This is a genomic window from Micromonospora sp. NPDC000089 (assembly GCF_042899365.1).
Lineage (GTDB): Bacteria > Actinomycetota > Actinomycetes > Mycobacteriales > Micromonosporaceae > Micromonospora.
Genome location: NZ_JBIAZT010000004.1, coordinates 246637 through 261153, shown reverse-complemented (window position 1 = coordinate 261153; position 14517 = coordinate 246637). Strand labels below are relative to the sequence as shown.

Here is a 14517-nt window from a genome sequence, read left to right as displayed (position 1 = left end):
CATTCTAATCGACGGGGGTGACATCGCCCAGGGGTTCGGGAGGGCAGACTGGGGCGGTGACCGATGACCTCATGACGCGGGTCCGCCAGGCGCGCCGCCGGCTGGCGACCGCCGGGCCGGCGTGGACGCGGGACCTGGAACACGACTTCGCGACGATCACGCTGCCCGAGCGCGACTGCGACCTGCTGCGCGACCTGTTGATCACCGAGCGGGTCGGGACGGTGGTCGAGGTCGGGCTGGCGTACGGCAGGCCCGCGCTCGCCGTCGGGGAGGCCCTGGTGACCGTCGGGTCGCCGGACGCCCGGCACCTCGTGATCGACCCGTACCAGTCGGCCTTCGGGAACCTCGGCCTCGACCAGCTGCGCGCGGCGGGGCTGGACGGCATCGCCCGGCTGATCCCCGAGCCGTCGTGGGCGGCGCTGGGCCGGCTGGCCGCCGAGGGCGTGGTCGCCGACGCGGCCTTCGTGGACGGCAGTCACCGCTTCCACGAGGTCTTCGTGGACCTCTACCACCTGCGCCGGATCGTCCGGCCGGGCGGCCTGATCGTCCTCGACGACGACTGGACGCCGTCGGTGCGGGCGGCGGTGCGCTACTACGAACGGAATCTGGGCTGGACGGTGCTGCCGGACGCGTTCGCCGACGGCACGTTCCAGCCGGTGGGCGACGATCCGGCCGCCGCCCCGGTGCCCCGGTGTCGGGCCGTGCGGCTGCCCGACCCGGCCTTCGAGCCACCCTTCACCGACTTCCGCCCGTTCTGAGCGACCGGCGGGGTCAGAGCTGGCCGACGTCGGTGATCCGGACGACCGCGGCGCCCACCTCGTCGGACGCGACCAGGTCGACCTCGGCGCTGATGCCCCAGTCGTGGTCGCCCTCGGGATCGTCCAGGATCTGCCGCACGGTCCACTTCTCCCGGCCCTGCTCGATCATGAGCAGCGCCGGGCCGCGGGCGTTCGGCCCCACCCCGATCGAGTCGTACGCCTCGAAGTACGGCTCCAGCGCCTCGGCCCAGGCGTCGGCGTCCCAGCCCGACGCGGAGTCCAGCTCGCCGAGGTCGTACCAGCGGCGCAGGGCGGCCAGCTCGACCCGGCGGAACAGCGCGTTGCGCACCAGCACCCGGAAGGCGCGGGCGTTGCGGGTGACCGCCGGCACCCGCTCCTCCAGCGAGGCGTGCGCGGCCGCGGCGTCGGCCACGTCGGACGGGTTGCGCAGCCGCTCCCACTCGTCGATCAGGCTGGAGTCGACCTGGCGGACCAGCTCGCCCAGCCACTCGATGAGGTCGACCAGCTCCTCGGTCTTGGCGTCCTCGGGGACGGTCTGCCGCAGCGTCTTGTACGCGTCGGCGAGGTAGCGCAGCACCAGCCCCTCGGAGCGGGTGAGCCCGTAGAACTGCACGTACTCGCCGAAGGTCATCGCCCGCTCGTACATGTCGCGGACGACGGACTTGGGGGAGAGCTGGTGGTCGGCGACCCACGGGTGCCCCCGCCGGTACATCTCGTACGCGCCGTCCAGCAGCTCGGCGAGGGGCTTGGGCCAGGTCACCTCGTCGAGCAGTTCGATGCGGGCCTCGTACTCGATGCCCTCGGCCTTCATCGCGGCGACCGCCTCGCCGCGGGCCTTGAACTGCTGGGCGGAGAGCACCTGGCGCGGGTCGTCGAGGATCGACTCGATGACGCTGAGCACGTCGAGCGCGTACGACGGGGACTCCACGTCGAGCAGCTCGATCGCGGCCAGCGCGAGCGGCGACAGCGGCTGGTTGAGCGCGAAGTCGAGCTGCAGGTCGACGGTGAGCCGGACCCGCCGGCCGGTCTCGTCCGGCTCGGGCAGCTGCTCGACCACCCCGCCGGCCAGCAGCGCCCGGTAGATGGCGATGGCCCGGCGGATGTGCCGGCGCTGGGCGGCGGCGTCCTCGTGGTTGTCGGTGAGCAGGTGCCGCATGGCGGCGAACGCGTCGCCGGGGCGGCCGATCACGTTGAGCAGCATCGAGTGGCTGACCTGGAAGCTGGAGGTCAGCGGCTCCGGCTCGGCCTCGACCAGCCGCGCGAAGGTCGGCTCGCCCCAGCCGATCGAGCCCTCGGGCGGCTTCTTCTTGACCACCTTGCGGCGCTTCTTCGGGTCGTCGCCGGCCTTGGCGAGGGCCTTCTCGTTGTCGATCACGTGCTCGGGGGCCTGCACCACGACCCGGCCGATGGTGTCGAAGCCGGCCCGCCCGGCCCGACCGGCGATCTGGTGGAACTCGCGGGCCTTGAGCAGCCTCGTCCGTACCCCGTCGTACTTCGAGAGGCCGGTGAAGAGCACCGTGCGGATCGGCACGTTGATGCCGACGCCCAGCGTGTCGGTGCCGCAGATGACCTTGAGCAGGCCGGCCTGGGCCAGGGTCTCCACCAAGCGGCGGTACTTGGGCAGCATGCCGGCGTGGTGCACGCCGATGCCGTGCCGGACCAGCCGGGACAGCGTCTTGCCGAAGCCGGAGGTGAACCGGAACCCGCCGATGGCGGCGGCGATCATGTCCTTCTCCGCGCGGGTGCACACGTTCACGCTCATCAGCGCCTGCGCGCGCTCCAGCGCGGCGGCCTGGGTGAAGTGCACGACGTACACCGGGGCCTGCTTGGTCTCCAGCAGCTCCTCGAGCGTCTCGTGCAGCGGTGTCATCGCGTACGAGAAGATCAGCGGGACCGGCCGCTCGGCCGAGCGCACGACGGCGGTGGACCGGCCGGTGCGCCGGCTCAGGTCGTCGACGAAGCGGGTGGTGTCGCCGAGGGTGGCGGACATCAGCACGAACTGCGCCTGCGGCAGCTCGATGATCGGCACCTGCCAGGCCCAGCCGCGGTCCGGCTCGGCGTAGAAGTGGAACTCGTCCATCACCACCTGGCCGACGTCGGCCTTCGCGCCCTCGCGCAGCGCCAGGTTGGCCAGGATCTCCGCGGTGCAGCAGATGATCGGGGCGTCGGCGTTGACGCTGGCGTCGCCGGTGAGCATGCCGACGTTCTCCGCGCCGAAGACCTCGCACAGGGCGAAGAACTTCTCCGACACCAGCGCCTTGATCGGCGCGGTGTAGAAGGTCGTCCGGTCGTCGGCCAGGGCGGCGAAGTGCGCGGCGATGGCGACCAGGCTCTTGCCCGAGCCGGTCGGCGTATTCATGATCACGTTGGCGCCGGAGACGATCTCGATGACCGCCTCCTCCTGGTGCGGATAGAGGTCGAGGCCGCGCTCCTTCGCCCAGCCGGCGAACGCGTCGAACAGGGTGTCGGGGTCGGCGCGTCGAGGCAGCGCGGCAGTGAGCGTCATAGCGCCCCCATCGTGCCTGGGTGGCGCCCCTGGCCGCCAACCGGGGCGCGGGCGGTCAGCGCCGGCGCTCGTGCATCAGGTCGAAGATCGGCCGGCCGGCGGTCTGCGCGCGGCGTTCGAACTTGGTCACCGGGCGGTGGGCGGGGCGCGGGGCGAAGCCACCGTGCGGGTCGGTGAGGCCGGGATCGGCGGTGAGCGTCTCCCGCATCGACTCGGCGTACTCGGCCCAGTCGGTGGCGCAGTGCAGCGTCCCGCCGGGGGCCAGCCGGGAGCGCAGCAGCGCCACATGGCCCGGCTGGATGATCCGCCGCTTGTGGTGCCGGGACTTCGGCCACGGGTCGGGGAAGAAGACGTGGATCGCGTCCAGTGTGCCCTCCGGCATCGCCCGGACCAGGTCCAACGCGTCCCCGCGGGCCAACCGGACGTTGCCCAGACCGTGCCGCTGCGCCAGGTCCAACAGGTTCGCGATTCCCGGCGTGTGCACCTCGACCGCCAGATAGTCTCGACCCGGATCGGCCGCCGCCATCGCGGCGGTGGCGTCCCCCATGCCGGAACCGATCTCCAGCACCACCGGGGCGCCCCGGCCGAAGAACGCCGCCGGGTCCACCGGTCCGTCGAGGTCGGTGACGTCGATCCCGTACGCCGGCCACAGCCGCGCGAGCGCGTCGGTCTGCCGGGCGGTCAGCCGGCCGCGCCGGGGGTGGAAGGTGCGGATCGGGGGCGCGGACGCCGCCGGGCCGGCGGGATTCTGGTCGGTGGAGGTCACAGCGACCCGAGCGTACGCGACGGTCCCGGCGTATCGGATGTGATGTACGCCCGGGGGTGAGACGATTCATCCCGTACGGCAGGCCGGCGCTCCGCTGCCCCGGCCTCGCGGTGACGGCGCGAGAGGGGGCAGGGTGTCGGTGACGCTCCAGCGCACCGCGATCGCGGTGGCGTCCGGCGTGTGCGCGGCGCTGGCCGGCATGGGCCCCGCGGTCGCCGCGCCCGATCCGGCCGGCCAGCCGCAGCCCGGCCCCGGTGGCGTGGTCTTCGTCGAGGTCAGCCCGAGCACGGTCGAGGCCGGTTACCTGGTCGGCATCCGGGCCAGCTGCCGGGACAACTCGATCCCGGCGATCGTGGTGTCGGACGCCTTCGGCCGGGTCCAGGTGCAGCCGCAGCGCGGCGAGCTGACCGCCTCGCCGATGGTCAAGGAGCGCGCGCTGCCCGGCGACTACCGGGTCAAGCTGGAGTGCCCGGACGGCGCGACCGCGTCGACCATGCTCCAGGTGGTCAAGGCCGTGCCGCACAGCCCGACCCCGCAGCCGCGACCCAGCCGCGGCCCGCACCCGCCGCCCAGCCCGGGCCCGCACACGGGGTTCGGCGGCGCGGCCGGCGGGCCGGGCCTGGGCGGCCTGCTGGTGCCCGGCGGGTTGGCGTTGACCATCGGTGGTGCGGTCGTCGGCATCGTGGCCGCCCGCCGTCCGCGCGGCGTCGCCGGGCGGTGAGCGTGACCGCGCAGCCCGCCCCGCAGCGCCGCCCGCCGGGCCGCGGCCCGTGGTCGGTGCCGCTGGCGGTGCTGCTGGTGCTGGCCGGGGTGTTCGCCACCGGCGCCGGCCTGGGCCGCACGGTCGGGCCCTTCGACTGGGCCGCGGCGCCGCAGCAGCCGCCACCGACCGCCGCCCCGAAGCAGAAGGAGGACACCGGGCTGCCGCCGAGCCGCCCGGTGAGCCTCGCCATCCCGGCGATCACGGTGTCCGCGCCGGTCACCCCGGTCGGCCAGGCCCGGGACGGGTCGATCGACGTCCCGCCGCTGGACCGGGCCGACGAGACCGGCTGGTACGACCGGGCGCCGACCCCGGGCGAGGCCGGCCGGTCGATCATCGTCGGGCACGTCGACTCGAAGAGCGGCCCGGCGGTCTTCTACGAGCTGCGCAAGCTCAAGCCGGGGGACCGGATCGAGGTGACCCGGGCCGACCGCCGGGTGGTGGTCTTCACCGTCGACTCGGTCGAGTACTTCAGCAAGAACAGCCTGCCCGCCGACCGGGTGTACGGCACGGACGGGCCGGCCGCCCTGCGCCTGATCACCTGCGGCGGCCAGTGGATCGGCGGCCGCACCGGGTACGCCGACAACGTGATCGCGTTCGCCTCGCTGGCCGCGACCCGGCAACCCTGAGCGGCCCGGCCGGCTCAGCCCTTGCCGGTGACCTGCTGGACGACCTCGAACTCCAGCAGCGTCGCCCCGGATGCCACCGGCCGGCGCTGTTCGCCACCGTCGCCGCCGTGCGCGGCGCGGGACGAGCCGGCGGCCCACGCCTGGTACGCCTCCTCGGTCTCCCACCGGGTGTAGACGAAGTAGCGACTCTCCCCGGTGACCGGGCGCAGCAGCTCGAAGCCGAGGAAGCCGGGGGAGTTCTCCACCGCGCCGGCCCGGGCGGCGAACCGCTTCTCCAGCTCCTCGCCGGCGCCGGGCGGGACGTCGATCGCGTTGATCTTCACAACTGCCATGTCCCCACCCTAGCCGCGGCCCGGCGCGGGCTCAGAACGACTCGACGACCGGCGTCAGCTCGGCGTCGACCACGATCGGGGCGTGGTCGGACGGCCCCTTGCCCTTGCGCGCCTCCCGGTCGACGTACGCCCCGGTCACCGTGCGGGCGAACGGCGCGGAGGCGTACACCAGGTCGATCCGCATGCCCTTGTTCTGGTGGAACATCCCGGCCCGGTAGTCCCAGTAGGTGTACGGGTGCGGCCCCTTCATCGGGGTGGGCACCACGTCGGTGAGCCCGAGGTCGCGCAGCGCCGCCAGCGCCGCCCGCTCGGCCGGGGTGACGTGGGTGGAGGTGGCGAACAACTTCGGGTCCCACACGTCGTCGTCGGTCGGGGCGACGTTGAAGTCGCCGCAGACGGCCAGCGGCGCGCCGGCGGCCAGCTCCGACTCCAGCGCGTCCCGCAGCGCGGCGAACCAGGCCAGCTTGTACGCGTAGTGCGGGTCGTCCGGGGCGCGGCCGTTCGGGACGTACACCGACCAGACCCGCACCCCGCCGCAGCTGGCGGCGATGGCGCGGGCCTCGGGCTCGGGGAAGCCCGGCTCGCCGGGGAAGCCGACCGCCACGTCGGCCAGCCCGACCCGGGACAGCACGGCGACGCCGTTCCACCGGCCGTCGCTGTGGCTGGCCACCTCGTAGCCCAACGCGCCCACCTCGGCGACCGGGAAGGCGCCGTCGGGGCACTTGGTCTCCTGCAGGCAGACCACGTCGGGCGCGGTGGTGGCCAGCCAGTCGAGCAGCCGGGGCAGGCGGGCCTTCACCGAGTTCACGTTCCAGGTCGCGACGCGCATGGCACCAGCCTGCCGCATCCCGGGCCGACCCGCCGGCTCTGCTGGCCGGGCCGGCTCGCCGGCTCTGCTGCCCGGGCCGGCTCGCCGGCTTCAGCTACCCGGGGTGTCGCCCGGGCGGGTCTGCTCGGCCAGGAAGCGCTCCAGCTCGGCGCCGAGCTCGTCCGCGGTGGGCAGCGGGCCGCTCTGCTCGACCAGCAGGTTCTTCTCGCCGCGGCCGCGGGTGAACGCGTCGTACTGCTCCTCCAGCGCCTGGACCAGGGCGGCGGCCTCGTCGGTCTGGGCCACCTGACGGTCGATCTCCACCCGCACCACCTCGGCGGCGGAGCGCAGGGTCTCGTTGGGCAGCAGCAGGCCGGTGCTGCGGGACACGGCCGACAGCAGCACCTCGGCCGCGGCCGGGTACTCGGTCTGCGCGACGTAGTGCGGCACGTGCGCGGCGAAGCCGACCGCGTCCCGGCCCTGCTCGCCGAGCCGGTACTCCAGCAGGTGCCCGACGCTGCCGGGCACCTGTACCCGCTGCAGCCACGGCTCGTGGCCGGCGATCAGCTCCGGGCGGGTGGCGTGGGCGGTCACCCCGGCCGGCCGGGTGTGCGGCACCGCCATCGGGATCGAGTTGAGGCCGACGGTGAGCCGGACCTCCAGCCGGGCGGCGAGCGCGCTGACGGCCGCCACGAACCGCTCCCACTGCAGGTCCGGCTCCGGGCCGGTGAGCAGCAGGAACGGCGTTTCGTCGTCGTCGTGCAGCAGGTGCAGCGCCAGCTCGGGGGCGTCGTAGTGCTCCCAGTGGTCCTCGACGAAGGTCATCACCGGCCGCCGGGAGCGGTAGTCGAAGAGCTGGTCGACGTCGAAGGTGGCGATCGGCCGGGACTCCAGCGAGGTCAGCAGCTGTTCCCGGGCGAGCCGGCTGGCGCTGCCGGCGTCCACGAAGCCGGTGAGCGCCTGGATCAGCACCGGCTGACCGAGGTCGGGCAGATCGTCGGTGAGCTGGTAGAGCTCGTGTGGGTCGAGCACCGGTTCGGACCTCCTGAGGGAGCGCGTACGGGCGGCCGCGCGCGCACGGCACCCGGTTCGGGGAACGTACCCGCTGCCGTCATCCATTCCATCAGCGGGAGATCCGCCAGGGATCGGGTGATCAAAGCTGGAAAAAGCCGCCCAATTCGGCGATCATCCGGTCGGCCTGGGGCCGTACGGCCTGTGGCCGCTCCACCGAACGGAGGATGGGGCAGATCATGGGTGGAACGGCGGCGTTCTCGCCCGTGGCGTCCCGGCCGCCCCGCTGTGTGCGGCGCTTCCGAATGACCCGCCTCGGGCGGTATCGCCGTGATCCGCCTCGGCTGGTGCCCACTGCCCGGTGCGATTACGCAGAGTTGTGGCAAGGGCCACTTCGTGACGTTGGGTGATCGCAGGCCGGCCTGCCTAGCCTCGTCGGATGCGTGACGACGACACCAACTACGACCAGCACGCCCCCGAGGGAACGACTGGCCGTTCGGACGACACCCCCTCGTCCGATCAGGTCGGCGTTCTCGGCTCTGCCGTGGCGACCCGCTCCCTCCGTACCCGCCTCGGCGGCATGGTTAACCCCCTGACCCGGGCCCCGCGCCGGGTGGCGCTCGCCACCGGCGTGGTCTCCTGCCTCGGCGTCGCCGCCTTCGCGGGCGCGCAGAGCCTGCCCAGTGGCCCGGCCGAGCCGGTCGGCGCCCAGGCGGCGCTCGCCGAGCGCGCCCAGCTCGACGCCGCCTCCCGTGGTCAGCAGCGCACCCCGGTCACGGCGAGCCCCGACTCGGCCGCCAGCCCGACCGTCGCCCCGACCCCCAGCGCCACGGCCACCGTCAAGCCCAAGCCCAAGGCCACCCCGAAGCCGAAGCCCAAGCCGAAGCGGATCGCCCCGGTGGCCGGGCTCGACCGGGCGCAGATGAACAACGCGGTGGCGATCGTCAAGGCCGGGCGTGCGATGGGAGTGCCGAAGCAGGGCCTGGTCATCGCGGTGGCCACCGCGATGCAGGAGAGCAACCTCTACAACTACGCCAGCGGGGTGCTGCCCGAGTCGCAGAACTATCCGCACCAGGCCGTCGGCTGGGACCACGACTCGGTCGGGCTGTTCCAGCAGCGGCCCAGCAGCGGCTGGGGCGACGTGGGGGAGCTGATGGACCCGGCGTTCGCCACCCGGGCGTTCCTGTCCGTGCTGCTGGAGATCCCCGGTTGGCAGGACCTGCCGCTCACCCTCGCCGCGCAGGCCGTCCAGGTCTCTGCGTTCCCTGACGCGTACGCCCAGCACGAGTGGCGGGCCACCCAGGTGGTCGAGGCGATCCTCGCCTGAGCGCCCATTCGCGGCGGATCGGGCGCGCGGGACGGATTCGCGGTTGCCCGACGCGGGTACACATGAGGGAGGATCAACCCATACGGAGGTCGAGATGTCGGCACTGATGCAGAAGCTCAGCGCGTTCCTGCGGTCACCGCGGGGTCAGCAGCTGGTGGACCGGGGCCGGCGCGAGATGGCCAAGCCGGAGAACCAGGCCAGGCTGCGCCAGGCGGCCAGCAAGCTGTCCGGCCGCCGCCGCTGACCACCCGACCGACCACCCCATCGGGAGCCTTCGTGACCGACGCCGCCCCCGTCGACGACCAGCCCACCGCCGCAGTGCCGCAGCCCGCCGCGACCCCGGTCCCGGCGCCCCCGGTCGGCCCGACCGGTGACCCGGCCGACGCCCCCGAGGCGCCGCCGGCCAACCTGTGGGACCGGATGCGGGAGGACCCGCAGTACGCCCCGGAGCACCTGGCCCTGGAGGCGGTCCGTCGGCTCGGGCCGGAGGCCGCCGCGTGGGCGGCCGGAGCCCGGGCGGAGCGGCCGGAGGTCTCCGCCGACGAGCTCGCCGAGCAGGCCGTCCGCCGGTTCGTCAACCTGGCCCGGCTCTCCGGTGCGGTGTCCGGCGTGGCCGGGCTGCCGGGCGCGGTGATCGACGTCGGCGTGCTGGCCTGGACCCAGGCGCGGCTGGTGCTGCACGTCGCCGCCGCGTACGGCGCCGACCCGGTCCACCCGGACCGGGCCACCGACCTGCTCGTGCTGCAGAAGGTGCACAAGGTCGCCGAGACCGCCCGGCTGGCGCTCGGTGTGGCGGCCGGCCGGGAACGCGCCGGCGCTCTGTTCGGGCGTGGCGCGCAGAACCCGCTCGGCAAGGTGATGCTCCAGCTCGGTATCCGGCTGGCCCGGATGGCCGGCGTGCGGGCGGCCAAGCGGATGTTCGCCAAGGTGGTGCCCGGCGCGGCGGTCGTCCTCGGCACCTGGGCCAACTCGTCGGCGACGAAGGATCTCGCCGAGCGGGCCCGGGCGCTCTACCGGGACGGCCACGCCACCGTGCCGCAGCCCCGCGAGGGCTGACCGGCCGGCGACCACCCCGCCGACCGGCGGCCGTTCGCCGCCGCGGGCGGCCCGGCCGTGAGCCGACGGCGCCGTCAGAGCCGCCAGCCGGCGGCCGGGAAGGTCGCGTCGGCGAGGCGGTTCTGCCCGGCGACGTTGGGGTGGAACCAGTCCAGCGGGTTCACGTCGTCCAGGGTGAAGCGGGCTCGGTGCACCGCGCCCCCGTCGTCCCGGCAGCGCGACCCGTACGCCTTGCAGGCGGCCCGCAGCTGGGTGTCGTAGTCGTCGATCCGCTGCCGGAAGGCGGCCCGGCGGGCCCGGGCGGCCGGACTGGTCGAGGTGGGGTCGGCCAGCAGCGCGGGGCAGACGCCGTGCCGCCACACCCGCACGGCCCGCCCGTCGGTGTGCCCGACCTCCCAGAGCCGGTACAGGTCCGGGATGCTGGCCACCAGCACCCGGGCCTTCGGGCGCCCGTCGCGCAGCACCCGCAGCGCCCGGTCGACCTGGTCGCGGAAGGTGGCCACCGGCGTCATCCGGTCGATGTCGTCCCGGCAGGCGTCGTTGGCGCCGATCAGCACCGTGACGTAGTCCGCCCGGTCCCGTACGGCCGCCGCGGCCTGGCCGGTGAGCGCGTCCGCGCGGGCGCCCGCCGAGGCGTGGTTGTACGCCCGCCCGCGCAGCCCCGGGTCGGCGTCCAGCAGCCGGCGGTAGTGGCTCTGCACGCGGATGCCGTCCCCGGTCGACCAGGAGTTGCGCTGGCACGAGGTGAGCACCAGGCAGGAGCCGAAGCCGGTGGTGATGGAGTCGCCCAGGGCCGCCATGGTTGCCGGCATCCCGGCGGGCACCGACCCGCCGGACGGCCGGGGGCGAGCCTCGCCGCTCCCGTCACAGGCCAGGGCGATCAGCGCGACCAGACAGGCGAGGGCGGCAACCCCACGGCGTGGCATGTTCCCCCCGAATCGGTGACGGCGCGGTCACTCTACGGGGTGTGTCGGGTGCGATGGGCGTTCCGTGTCGGGTTTCCGGCAGTCCGCGCACCGACGGACGTCGATCTGTTAAGGGGGCTCAGCGGGGCGACCGCCAGGGCGCCCGCTGCCCGTGCAGCCACCAGTGCAGCGCCCGGGTGATCCGGGGCAGCACCAGGTAGGTCATCAGCGGGGTCAGGCAGAGCGTCATGATCAGCGTACGGACCGGCAGCGGCACCCCGCCGATGAACCGGGCGGTCAGCAGCGTCGCGGTCAGGCTCAACGGGAAGAACGCCAGCCAGATCGTCACCGCCTGCTTCCAGCGTGGCGGAGTCGCCGGGGCGGCCACCTCGCCGGTCGCCGCCGGAATGGTCTCGACCACGTGGTCGACCGGCGGGTCGAACCAGCCCTCGATGCCGGTCCGGCGCTCCACCCGGGTGTGCTCGACGATGCCCTGCGCCGAGGTCAGCCACCAGTGCCGCTGCGGCGACTCCTCCCAGTGGCGCAGCGTGTCCGAGTCGGCGAACCGGTAGAGCATGTGCCATTCCGGCGAGCCCGGGGCACGCTGCACGAAACCGGCGCCGAGGAAGCCCGGGAAGGCCTCGGCCAGCGCCGTACCGGCCCGCATCCACGCGACCATCTCGGTGGTCCGCGTCGGGTCGGCACGCCGGGCGATCGCGACGGTCACCGGCACCGCGTGGGTCATCGTCATGCGCTCATCCTTCCCGCCTGCACCGGGAACGGCCCGGTCGCGACGCACGGTTGTAACGCAACCCACCGGCGCGGGCATCCACCCGGTGGCCGGGATCACCGGCGGCCGCCACCGGTTAGGCCCAGGCGTGCCGGGGTAGCCCGAAGGAATGACGAGATCGCAGCCCCGGCGTGCCCGTGGCACGGTCGGCCACGCCAACAGCGCGTTGAACCTCCGGCTCGCGCTGGCCCTGTTCGGTCTGGTCAGCATGACCGTCTTCGCGGTGCTGGCGTTCTGGGCCGGCATCGCCTGGCTGGGCGTGGTGTGCGCCCTGCTCGCGGTGGTCGCCGTGGTCGACCTGGTCGTCATCCAACGCCGTCGCGCCGCCCGGCACCGCGAGGAGCCGGGCACGCGCCACTCGCTCTTCGAGTGACAGGAGTACGAGAATGCCCATCGCCACCACCAACCCGGCCACCGGCCAGCAGCTCAAGTCGTACGACCCGATGTCGGACGAGCAGGTCGACGCCGCCATCGAGCGGGCCGACCAGGCCTTCCGTGACCTGCACCGCACCACCGTGGCCGAGCGGGCGCGGTGGATGAACGCCGCCGCCGACCTGCTGGATGCCGAGGTCGACGAGACCGCCCGGCTGATGACCACCGAGATGGGCAAGACATTCGTGGCGGCGAAGGCCGAGGTGACCAAGTGCGCCGCCGCCGCCCGCTTCTACGCCGCGAACGCCGAGCGGATGCTCTCCGACGACCCGGCCGACGCTGACGCGGTCAAGGCGAAGCGGGCGTTCGTCCGCTACCAGCCGATCGGGCCGGTGCTGGCGGTGATGCCGTGGAACTTCCCGCTCTGGCAGGTGATGCGGTTCGCCGCGCCCGCCCTGATGGCCGGCAACACCGGCCTGCTCAAGCACGCCTCGAACGTGCCGCAGACCGCGCTCTACCTGGAGGACGTGTTCCGCCGGGCCGGCTTCCCGGAGGGCGCCTTCACCACCCTGCTGGTCGGCTCCGACGCGGTGGACCGGATCCTCACCGACCCCAGGGTCCGCGCCGCCACCCTCACCGGCAGCGAGGCGGCCGGCCGGTCGATCGCCCAGATCGCCGGCCGGGAGCTGAAGAAAACCGTGCTGGAGCTCGGCGGCAGCGACCCGTTCGTGGTGATGCCGTCGGCGGACGTCGAGCGGGCCGCCGAGGTGGCCACCACCGCCCGCTGCCAGAACAACGGCCAGTCCTGCATCGCGGCCAAGCGGTTCATCGTGCACACCGACGTGTTCGACGCCTTCGCCGAGAAGTTCGCCGCGAACATGGCGGCGCTGCGGGTCGGCGACCCGATGGACGAGAACACCGACGTCGGCCCGCTGGCCAGCGAGCGCGGCCGGGACGAGATCCACGCCCAGGTGCAGGACGCGGTGGACAACGGCGCCACCGTGCTCTGCGGCGGCGAGCTGCCCGACGGCGACGGCTGGTTCTACCCGCCGACGGTGGTCACCGATCTCACCCCGCAGATGCGGATGTGGTCGGAGGAGGTGTTCGGCCCGGTCGCCGGCCTCTACCGGGTCTCGTCGTACGAGGAGGCGATCGAGGTGGCCAACGGCACCAGCTTCGGCCTCGGCTCGAACGCCTGGACCACCGACCCGGACGAGCAGGAGCGGTTCGCCACCGACCTCGACGCGGGCAACGTGTTCATCAACGGCATGACCACGTCGTACCCGCAGCTGCCGTTCGGCGGGGTGAAGAACTCCGGTTACGGCCGGGAGCTGTCCGCGCTGGGCATGCGGGAGTTCTGCAACACCAAGACCGTCTGGGTGGGCGAGGGCGCGGCCTCGGCCGGCGCGGGCGCGCACGCCGAGTAGCGACCCGCCGGCCGAGCGGCGGCGGTTGACCGGACACCGTCATGGGTAGCAGAAGCCCCCATGACGGTGTTCGGCTTCCACGCCTCCCACGAGCAGATCCACCCCGGCAAGCTGCTGGAGGCGGTGATCCACGCGGAACGGGCCGGCTTCGACGCGGCCATGTCGTCGGACCACTTCTCGCCGTGGAGCGAGCGGCAGGGCCAGTCCGGGTTCGCCTGGTCCTGGCTGGGCGCCGCCCTGCAGGCCACCAACCTGCCGTTCGGCGTGGTCAACGCGCCCGGCCAGCGCTACCACCCGGCGATCATCGCCCAGGCGATCGGCACCCTCGGCGCGATGTATCCGGGCCGGTTCTGGGCCGCGCTGGGCAGCGGTGAGGCGAGCAACGAGCACATCACCGGCGACGGCTGGCCACGCAAGGACGTCCGGGCCGCCCGGCTGCGCGAGTGCGTGGACGTGATCCGCGCGCTGCTGGCTGGCGAGGAGGTCAGCCACGACGGGCTGGTCCGGGTGGACCGGGCGAAGCTGTGGACCCGGCCCGAGCAGCCGCCCGCGCTGATCGGCGCCGCGGTCAGCGTCGCCACCGCCCGCTGGTGCGCCGAGTGGGCCGACGGCCTGATCACCGTGAACGCCCCCACCGCGCACCTGCGCGAGATGATCGGCGCGTACCGGGACGCCGGCGGTCGCGGGCCGCTGCACCTGCAGGTGCACGTCAGCTGGGCGCCCGACCAGGCGCAGGCCGAGGCCGTCGCGTACGACCAGTGGCGCAGCAACGTCTTCCCGCCGCCGGTCTGCTGGGACCTGGACACCGCCGAGCACTTCGACGCGGTCAGCGAGCAGGTCCCGATGGAGAAGGTCACCTCCACCGTCAACGTCTCGGCCGACCTGGGCCGGCACATCGGCTGGCTCCAGGAGTACGTGGAGCTGGGCTTCGACCAGATCGCCCTGCACCACGTCGGGCAGGAGCAGCGGGCGTTCATCGACGCGTTCGGCGCCGAGGTGCTGCCGAAGTTGCGGGCCGCCGGCTGACCACGGGCGCCACCGGTACCCCT

General features: G+C 73.7%; 16 protein-coding genes. 9 read left to right on the top strand and 7 right to left on the bottom strand.

Translation table 11 applies throughout. The annotated features are described in order from the left end of the window. The first annotated feature begins 56 nt into the window (after window positions 1-56). Window positions 57-758 carry a class I SAM-dependent methyltransferase gene (locus ACFY3U_RS10810; protein WP_387198400.1) on the top strand — a complete coding sequence of 234 codons (702 nt, stop codon included), beginning with the start codon at window positions 57-59 and terminating at the stop codon, window positions 756-758. A 13-nt stretch (window positions 759-771) separates the two neighbouring features. Here the strand turns inward: ACFY3U_RS10810 and ACFY3U_RS10805 are convergent, their stop codons facing one another. Then, window positions 772-3285 (bottom strand): DEAD/DEAH box helicase, encoded by a 2514-nt coding sequence (locus ACFY3U_RS10805; protein WP_387198397.1) that lies wholly within the window; start codon window positions 3283-3285, stop codon window positions 772-774. 55 nt (window positions 3286-3340) lie between these two features. After that, entirely contained in the window at window positions 3341-4051 is a 711-nt protein-coding gene (gene trmB, locus ACFY3U_RS10800) for a tRNA (guanosine(46)-N7)-methyltransferase TrmB (RefSeq protein WP_387198395.1), read from the bottom strand. Between the two features lie 133 nt (window positions 4052-4184). Between trmB and ACFY3U_RS10795 the strand changes: the two genes are divergently transcribed. Beyond that, window positions 4185-4772 (top strand): hypothetical protein, encoded by a 588-nt coding sequence (locus ACFY3U_RS10795; protein WP_387198392.1) that lies wholly within the window; start codon window positions 4185-4187, stop codon window positions 4770-4772. Between the two features lie 2 nt (window positions 4773-4774). Beyond that, a complete protein-coding gene (locus ACFY3U_RS10790) occupies window positions 4775-5440 on the top strand; it encodes a class F sortase (protein ID WP_387198390.1) in 666 nt (221 codons plus the stop codon). Between the two features lie 14 nt (window positions 5441-5454). Here ACFY3U_RS10790 and ACFY3U_RS10785 read toward each other — a convergent pair whose 3' ends face one another. The 3 genes from ACFY3U_RS10785 to ACFY3U_RS10775 form a co-directional block, all read right to left on the bottom strand. Further along, a complete protein-coding gene (locus ACFY3U_RS10785; RefSeq protein WP_387198387.1) occupies window positions 5455-5772 on the bottom strand; it encodes an antibiotic biosynthesis monooxygenase family protein in 318 nt (105 codons plus the stop codon). Between the two features lie 31 nt (window positions 5773-5803). After that, on the bottom strand, window positions 5804-6601 hold the full coding sequence (locus ACFY3U_RS10780) for an exodeoxyribonuclease III (RefSeq protein ID WP_387198384.1): 798 nt from the start codon (window positions 6599-6601) through the stop codon (window positions 5804-5806). 90 nt (window positions 6602-6691) lie between these two features. Beyond that, complete coding sequence (locus ACFY3U_RS10775) at window positions 6692-7612, bottom strand: proteasome assembly chaperone family protein (protein ID WP_387198381.1); 921 nt, start codon at window positions 7610-7612, stop codon at window positions 6692-6694. Window positions 7613-8030: 418 nt separating this feature from the next. Here ACFY3U_RS10775 and ACFY3U_RS10770 point away from each other — a divergent pair, with 418 nt between their 5' ends. The 3 genes from ACFY3U_RS10770 (at window position 8031) to ACFY3U_RS10760 (ending at window position 9974) form a co-directional block, all read left to right on the top strand. Further along, window positions 8031-8918, top strand: coding sequence for a peptidase M23 (locus tag ACFY3U_RS10770; RefSeq protein ID WP_387198378.1), 888 nt, complete (start codon window positions 8031-8033; stop codon window positions 8916-8918). Between the two features lie 94 nt (window positions 8919-9012). Further along, on the top strand, window positions 9013-9162 hold the full coding sequence (locus ACFY3U_RS10765) for a hypothetical protein (RefSeq protein ID WP_387198376.1): 150 nt from the start codon (window positions 9013-9015) through the stop codon (window positions 9160-9162). 32 nt (window positions 9163-9194) lie between these two features. Next, window positions 9195-9974 (top strand): hypothetical protein, encoded by a 780-nt coding sequence (locus ACFY3U_RS10760; protein ID WP_387198373.1) that lies wholly within the window; start codon window positions 9195-9197, stop codon window positions 9972-9974. Between the two features lie 74 nt (window positions 9975-10048). Here the strand turns inward: ACFY3U_RS10760 and ACFY3U_RS10755 are convergent, their stop codons facing one another. Together ACFY3U_RS10755 and ACFY3U_RS10750 are read right to left on the bottom strand one after the other, a co-directional pair. Further along, window positions 10049-10900 carry a GDSL-type esterase/lipase family protein gene (locus tag ACFY3U_RS10755; protein WP_387198370.1) on the bottom strand — a complete coding sequence of 284 codons (852 nt, stop codon included), beginning with the start codon at window positions 10898-10900 and terminating at the stop codon, window positions 10049-10051. A 118-nt stretch (window positions 10901-11018) separates the two neighbouring features. Beyond that, window positions 11019-11630, bottom strand: coding sequence for an antibiotic biosynthesis monooxygenase (locus ACFY3U_RS10750; protein ID WP_387198368.1), 612 nt, complete (start codon window positions 11628-11630; stop codon window positions 11019-11021). Between the two features lie 148 nt (window positions 11631-11778). On the opposite strand from ACFY3U_RS10750, the gene ACFY3U_RS10745 reads away from it, so the two are divergent. The 3 genes from ACFY3U_RS10745 to ACFY3U_RS10735 are packed head-to-tail and all read left to right on the top strand — an operon-like array spanning window position 11779 to window position 14494. After that, entirely contained in the window at window positions 11779-12042 is a 264-nt protein-coding gene (locus ACFY3U_RS10745; protein WP_387198365.1) for a DUF6343 family protein, read from the top strand. 13 nt (window positions 12043-12055) lie between these two features. Next, window positions 12056-13468 (top strand): NADP-dependent succinic semialdehyde dehydrogenase, encoded by a 1413-nt coding sequence (locus tag ACFY3U_RS10740; RefSeq protein ID WP_387198362.1) that lies wholly within the window; start codon window positions 12056-12058, stop codon window positions 13466-13468. Between the two features lie 60 nt (window positions 13469-13528). Then, window positions 13529-14494 (top strand): TIGR03885 family FMN-dependent LLM class oxidoreductase, encoded by a 966-nt coding sequence (locus ACFY3U_RS10735; RefSeq protein ID WP_387198359.1) that lies wholly within the window; start codon window positions 13529-13531, stop codon window positions 14492-14494. Window positions 14495-14517: the final 23 nt, after the last annotated feature.

Bases quoted from the DNA above. Each gene is read 5' to 3' on its own strand.
- ACFY3U_RS10745 (WP_387198365.1), top strand. From the start codon at position 11,779: ATGACGAGATCGCAGCCCCGGCGTGCCCGTGGCACGGTCGGCCACGCC.
- ACFY3U_RS10735 (WP_387198359.1), top strand. From the start codon at position 13,529: ATGACGGTGTTCGGCTTCCACGCCTCCCACGAGCAGATCCACCCCGGC.
- ACFY3U_RS10750 (WP_387198368.1), bottom strand. From the start codon at position 11,630: ATGACGATGACCCACGCGGTGCCGGTGACCGTCGCGATCGCCCGGCGT.
- ACFY3U_RS10765 (WP_387198376.1), top strand. From the start codon at position 9,013: ATGTCGGCACTGATGCAGAAGCTCAGCGCGTTCCTGCGGTCACCGCGG.
- ACFY3U_RS10740 (WP_387198362.1), top strand. From the start codon at position 12,056: ATGCCCATCGCCACCACCAACCCGGCCACCGGCCAGCAGCTCAAGTCG.
- ACFY3U_RS10780 (WP_387198384.1), bottom strand. From the start codon at position 6,601: ATGCGCGTCGCGACCTGGAACGTGAACTCGGTGAAGGCCCGCCTGCCC.
- ACFY3U_RS10770 (WP_387198378.1), top strand. From the start codon at position 8,031: ATGCGTGACGACGACACCAACTACGACCAGCACGCCCCCGAGGGAACG.
- ACFY3U_RS10785 (WP_387198387.1), bottom strand. From the start codon at position 5,772: ATGGCAGTTGTGAAGATCAACGCGATCGACGTCCCGCCCGGCGCCGGC.
- ACFY3U_RS10805 (WP_387198397.1), bottom strand. From the start codon at position 3,285: ATGACGCTCACTGCCGCGCTGCCTCGACGCGCCGACCCCGACACCCTG.
- ACFY3U_RS10755 (WP_387198370.1), bottom strand. From the start codon at position 10,900: ATGCCACGCCGTGGGGTTGCCGCCCTCGCCTGTCTGGTCGCGCTGATC.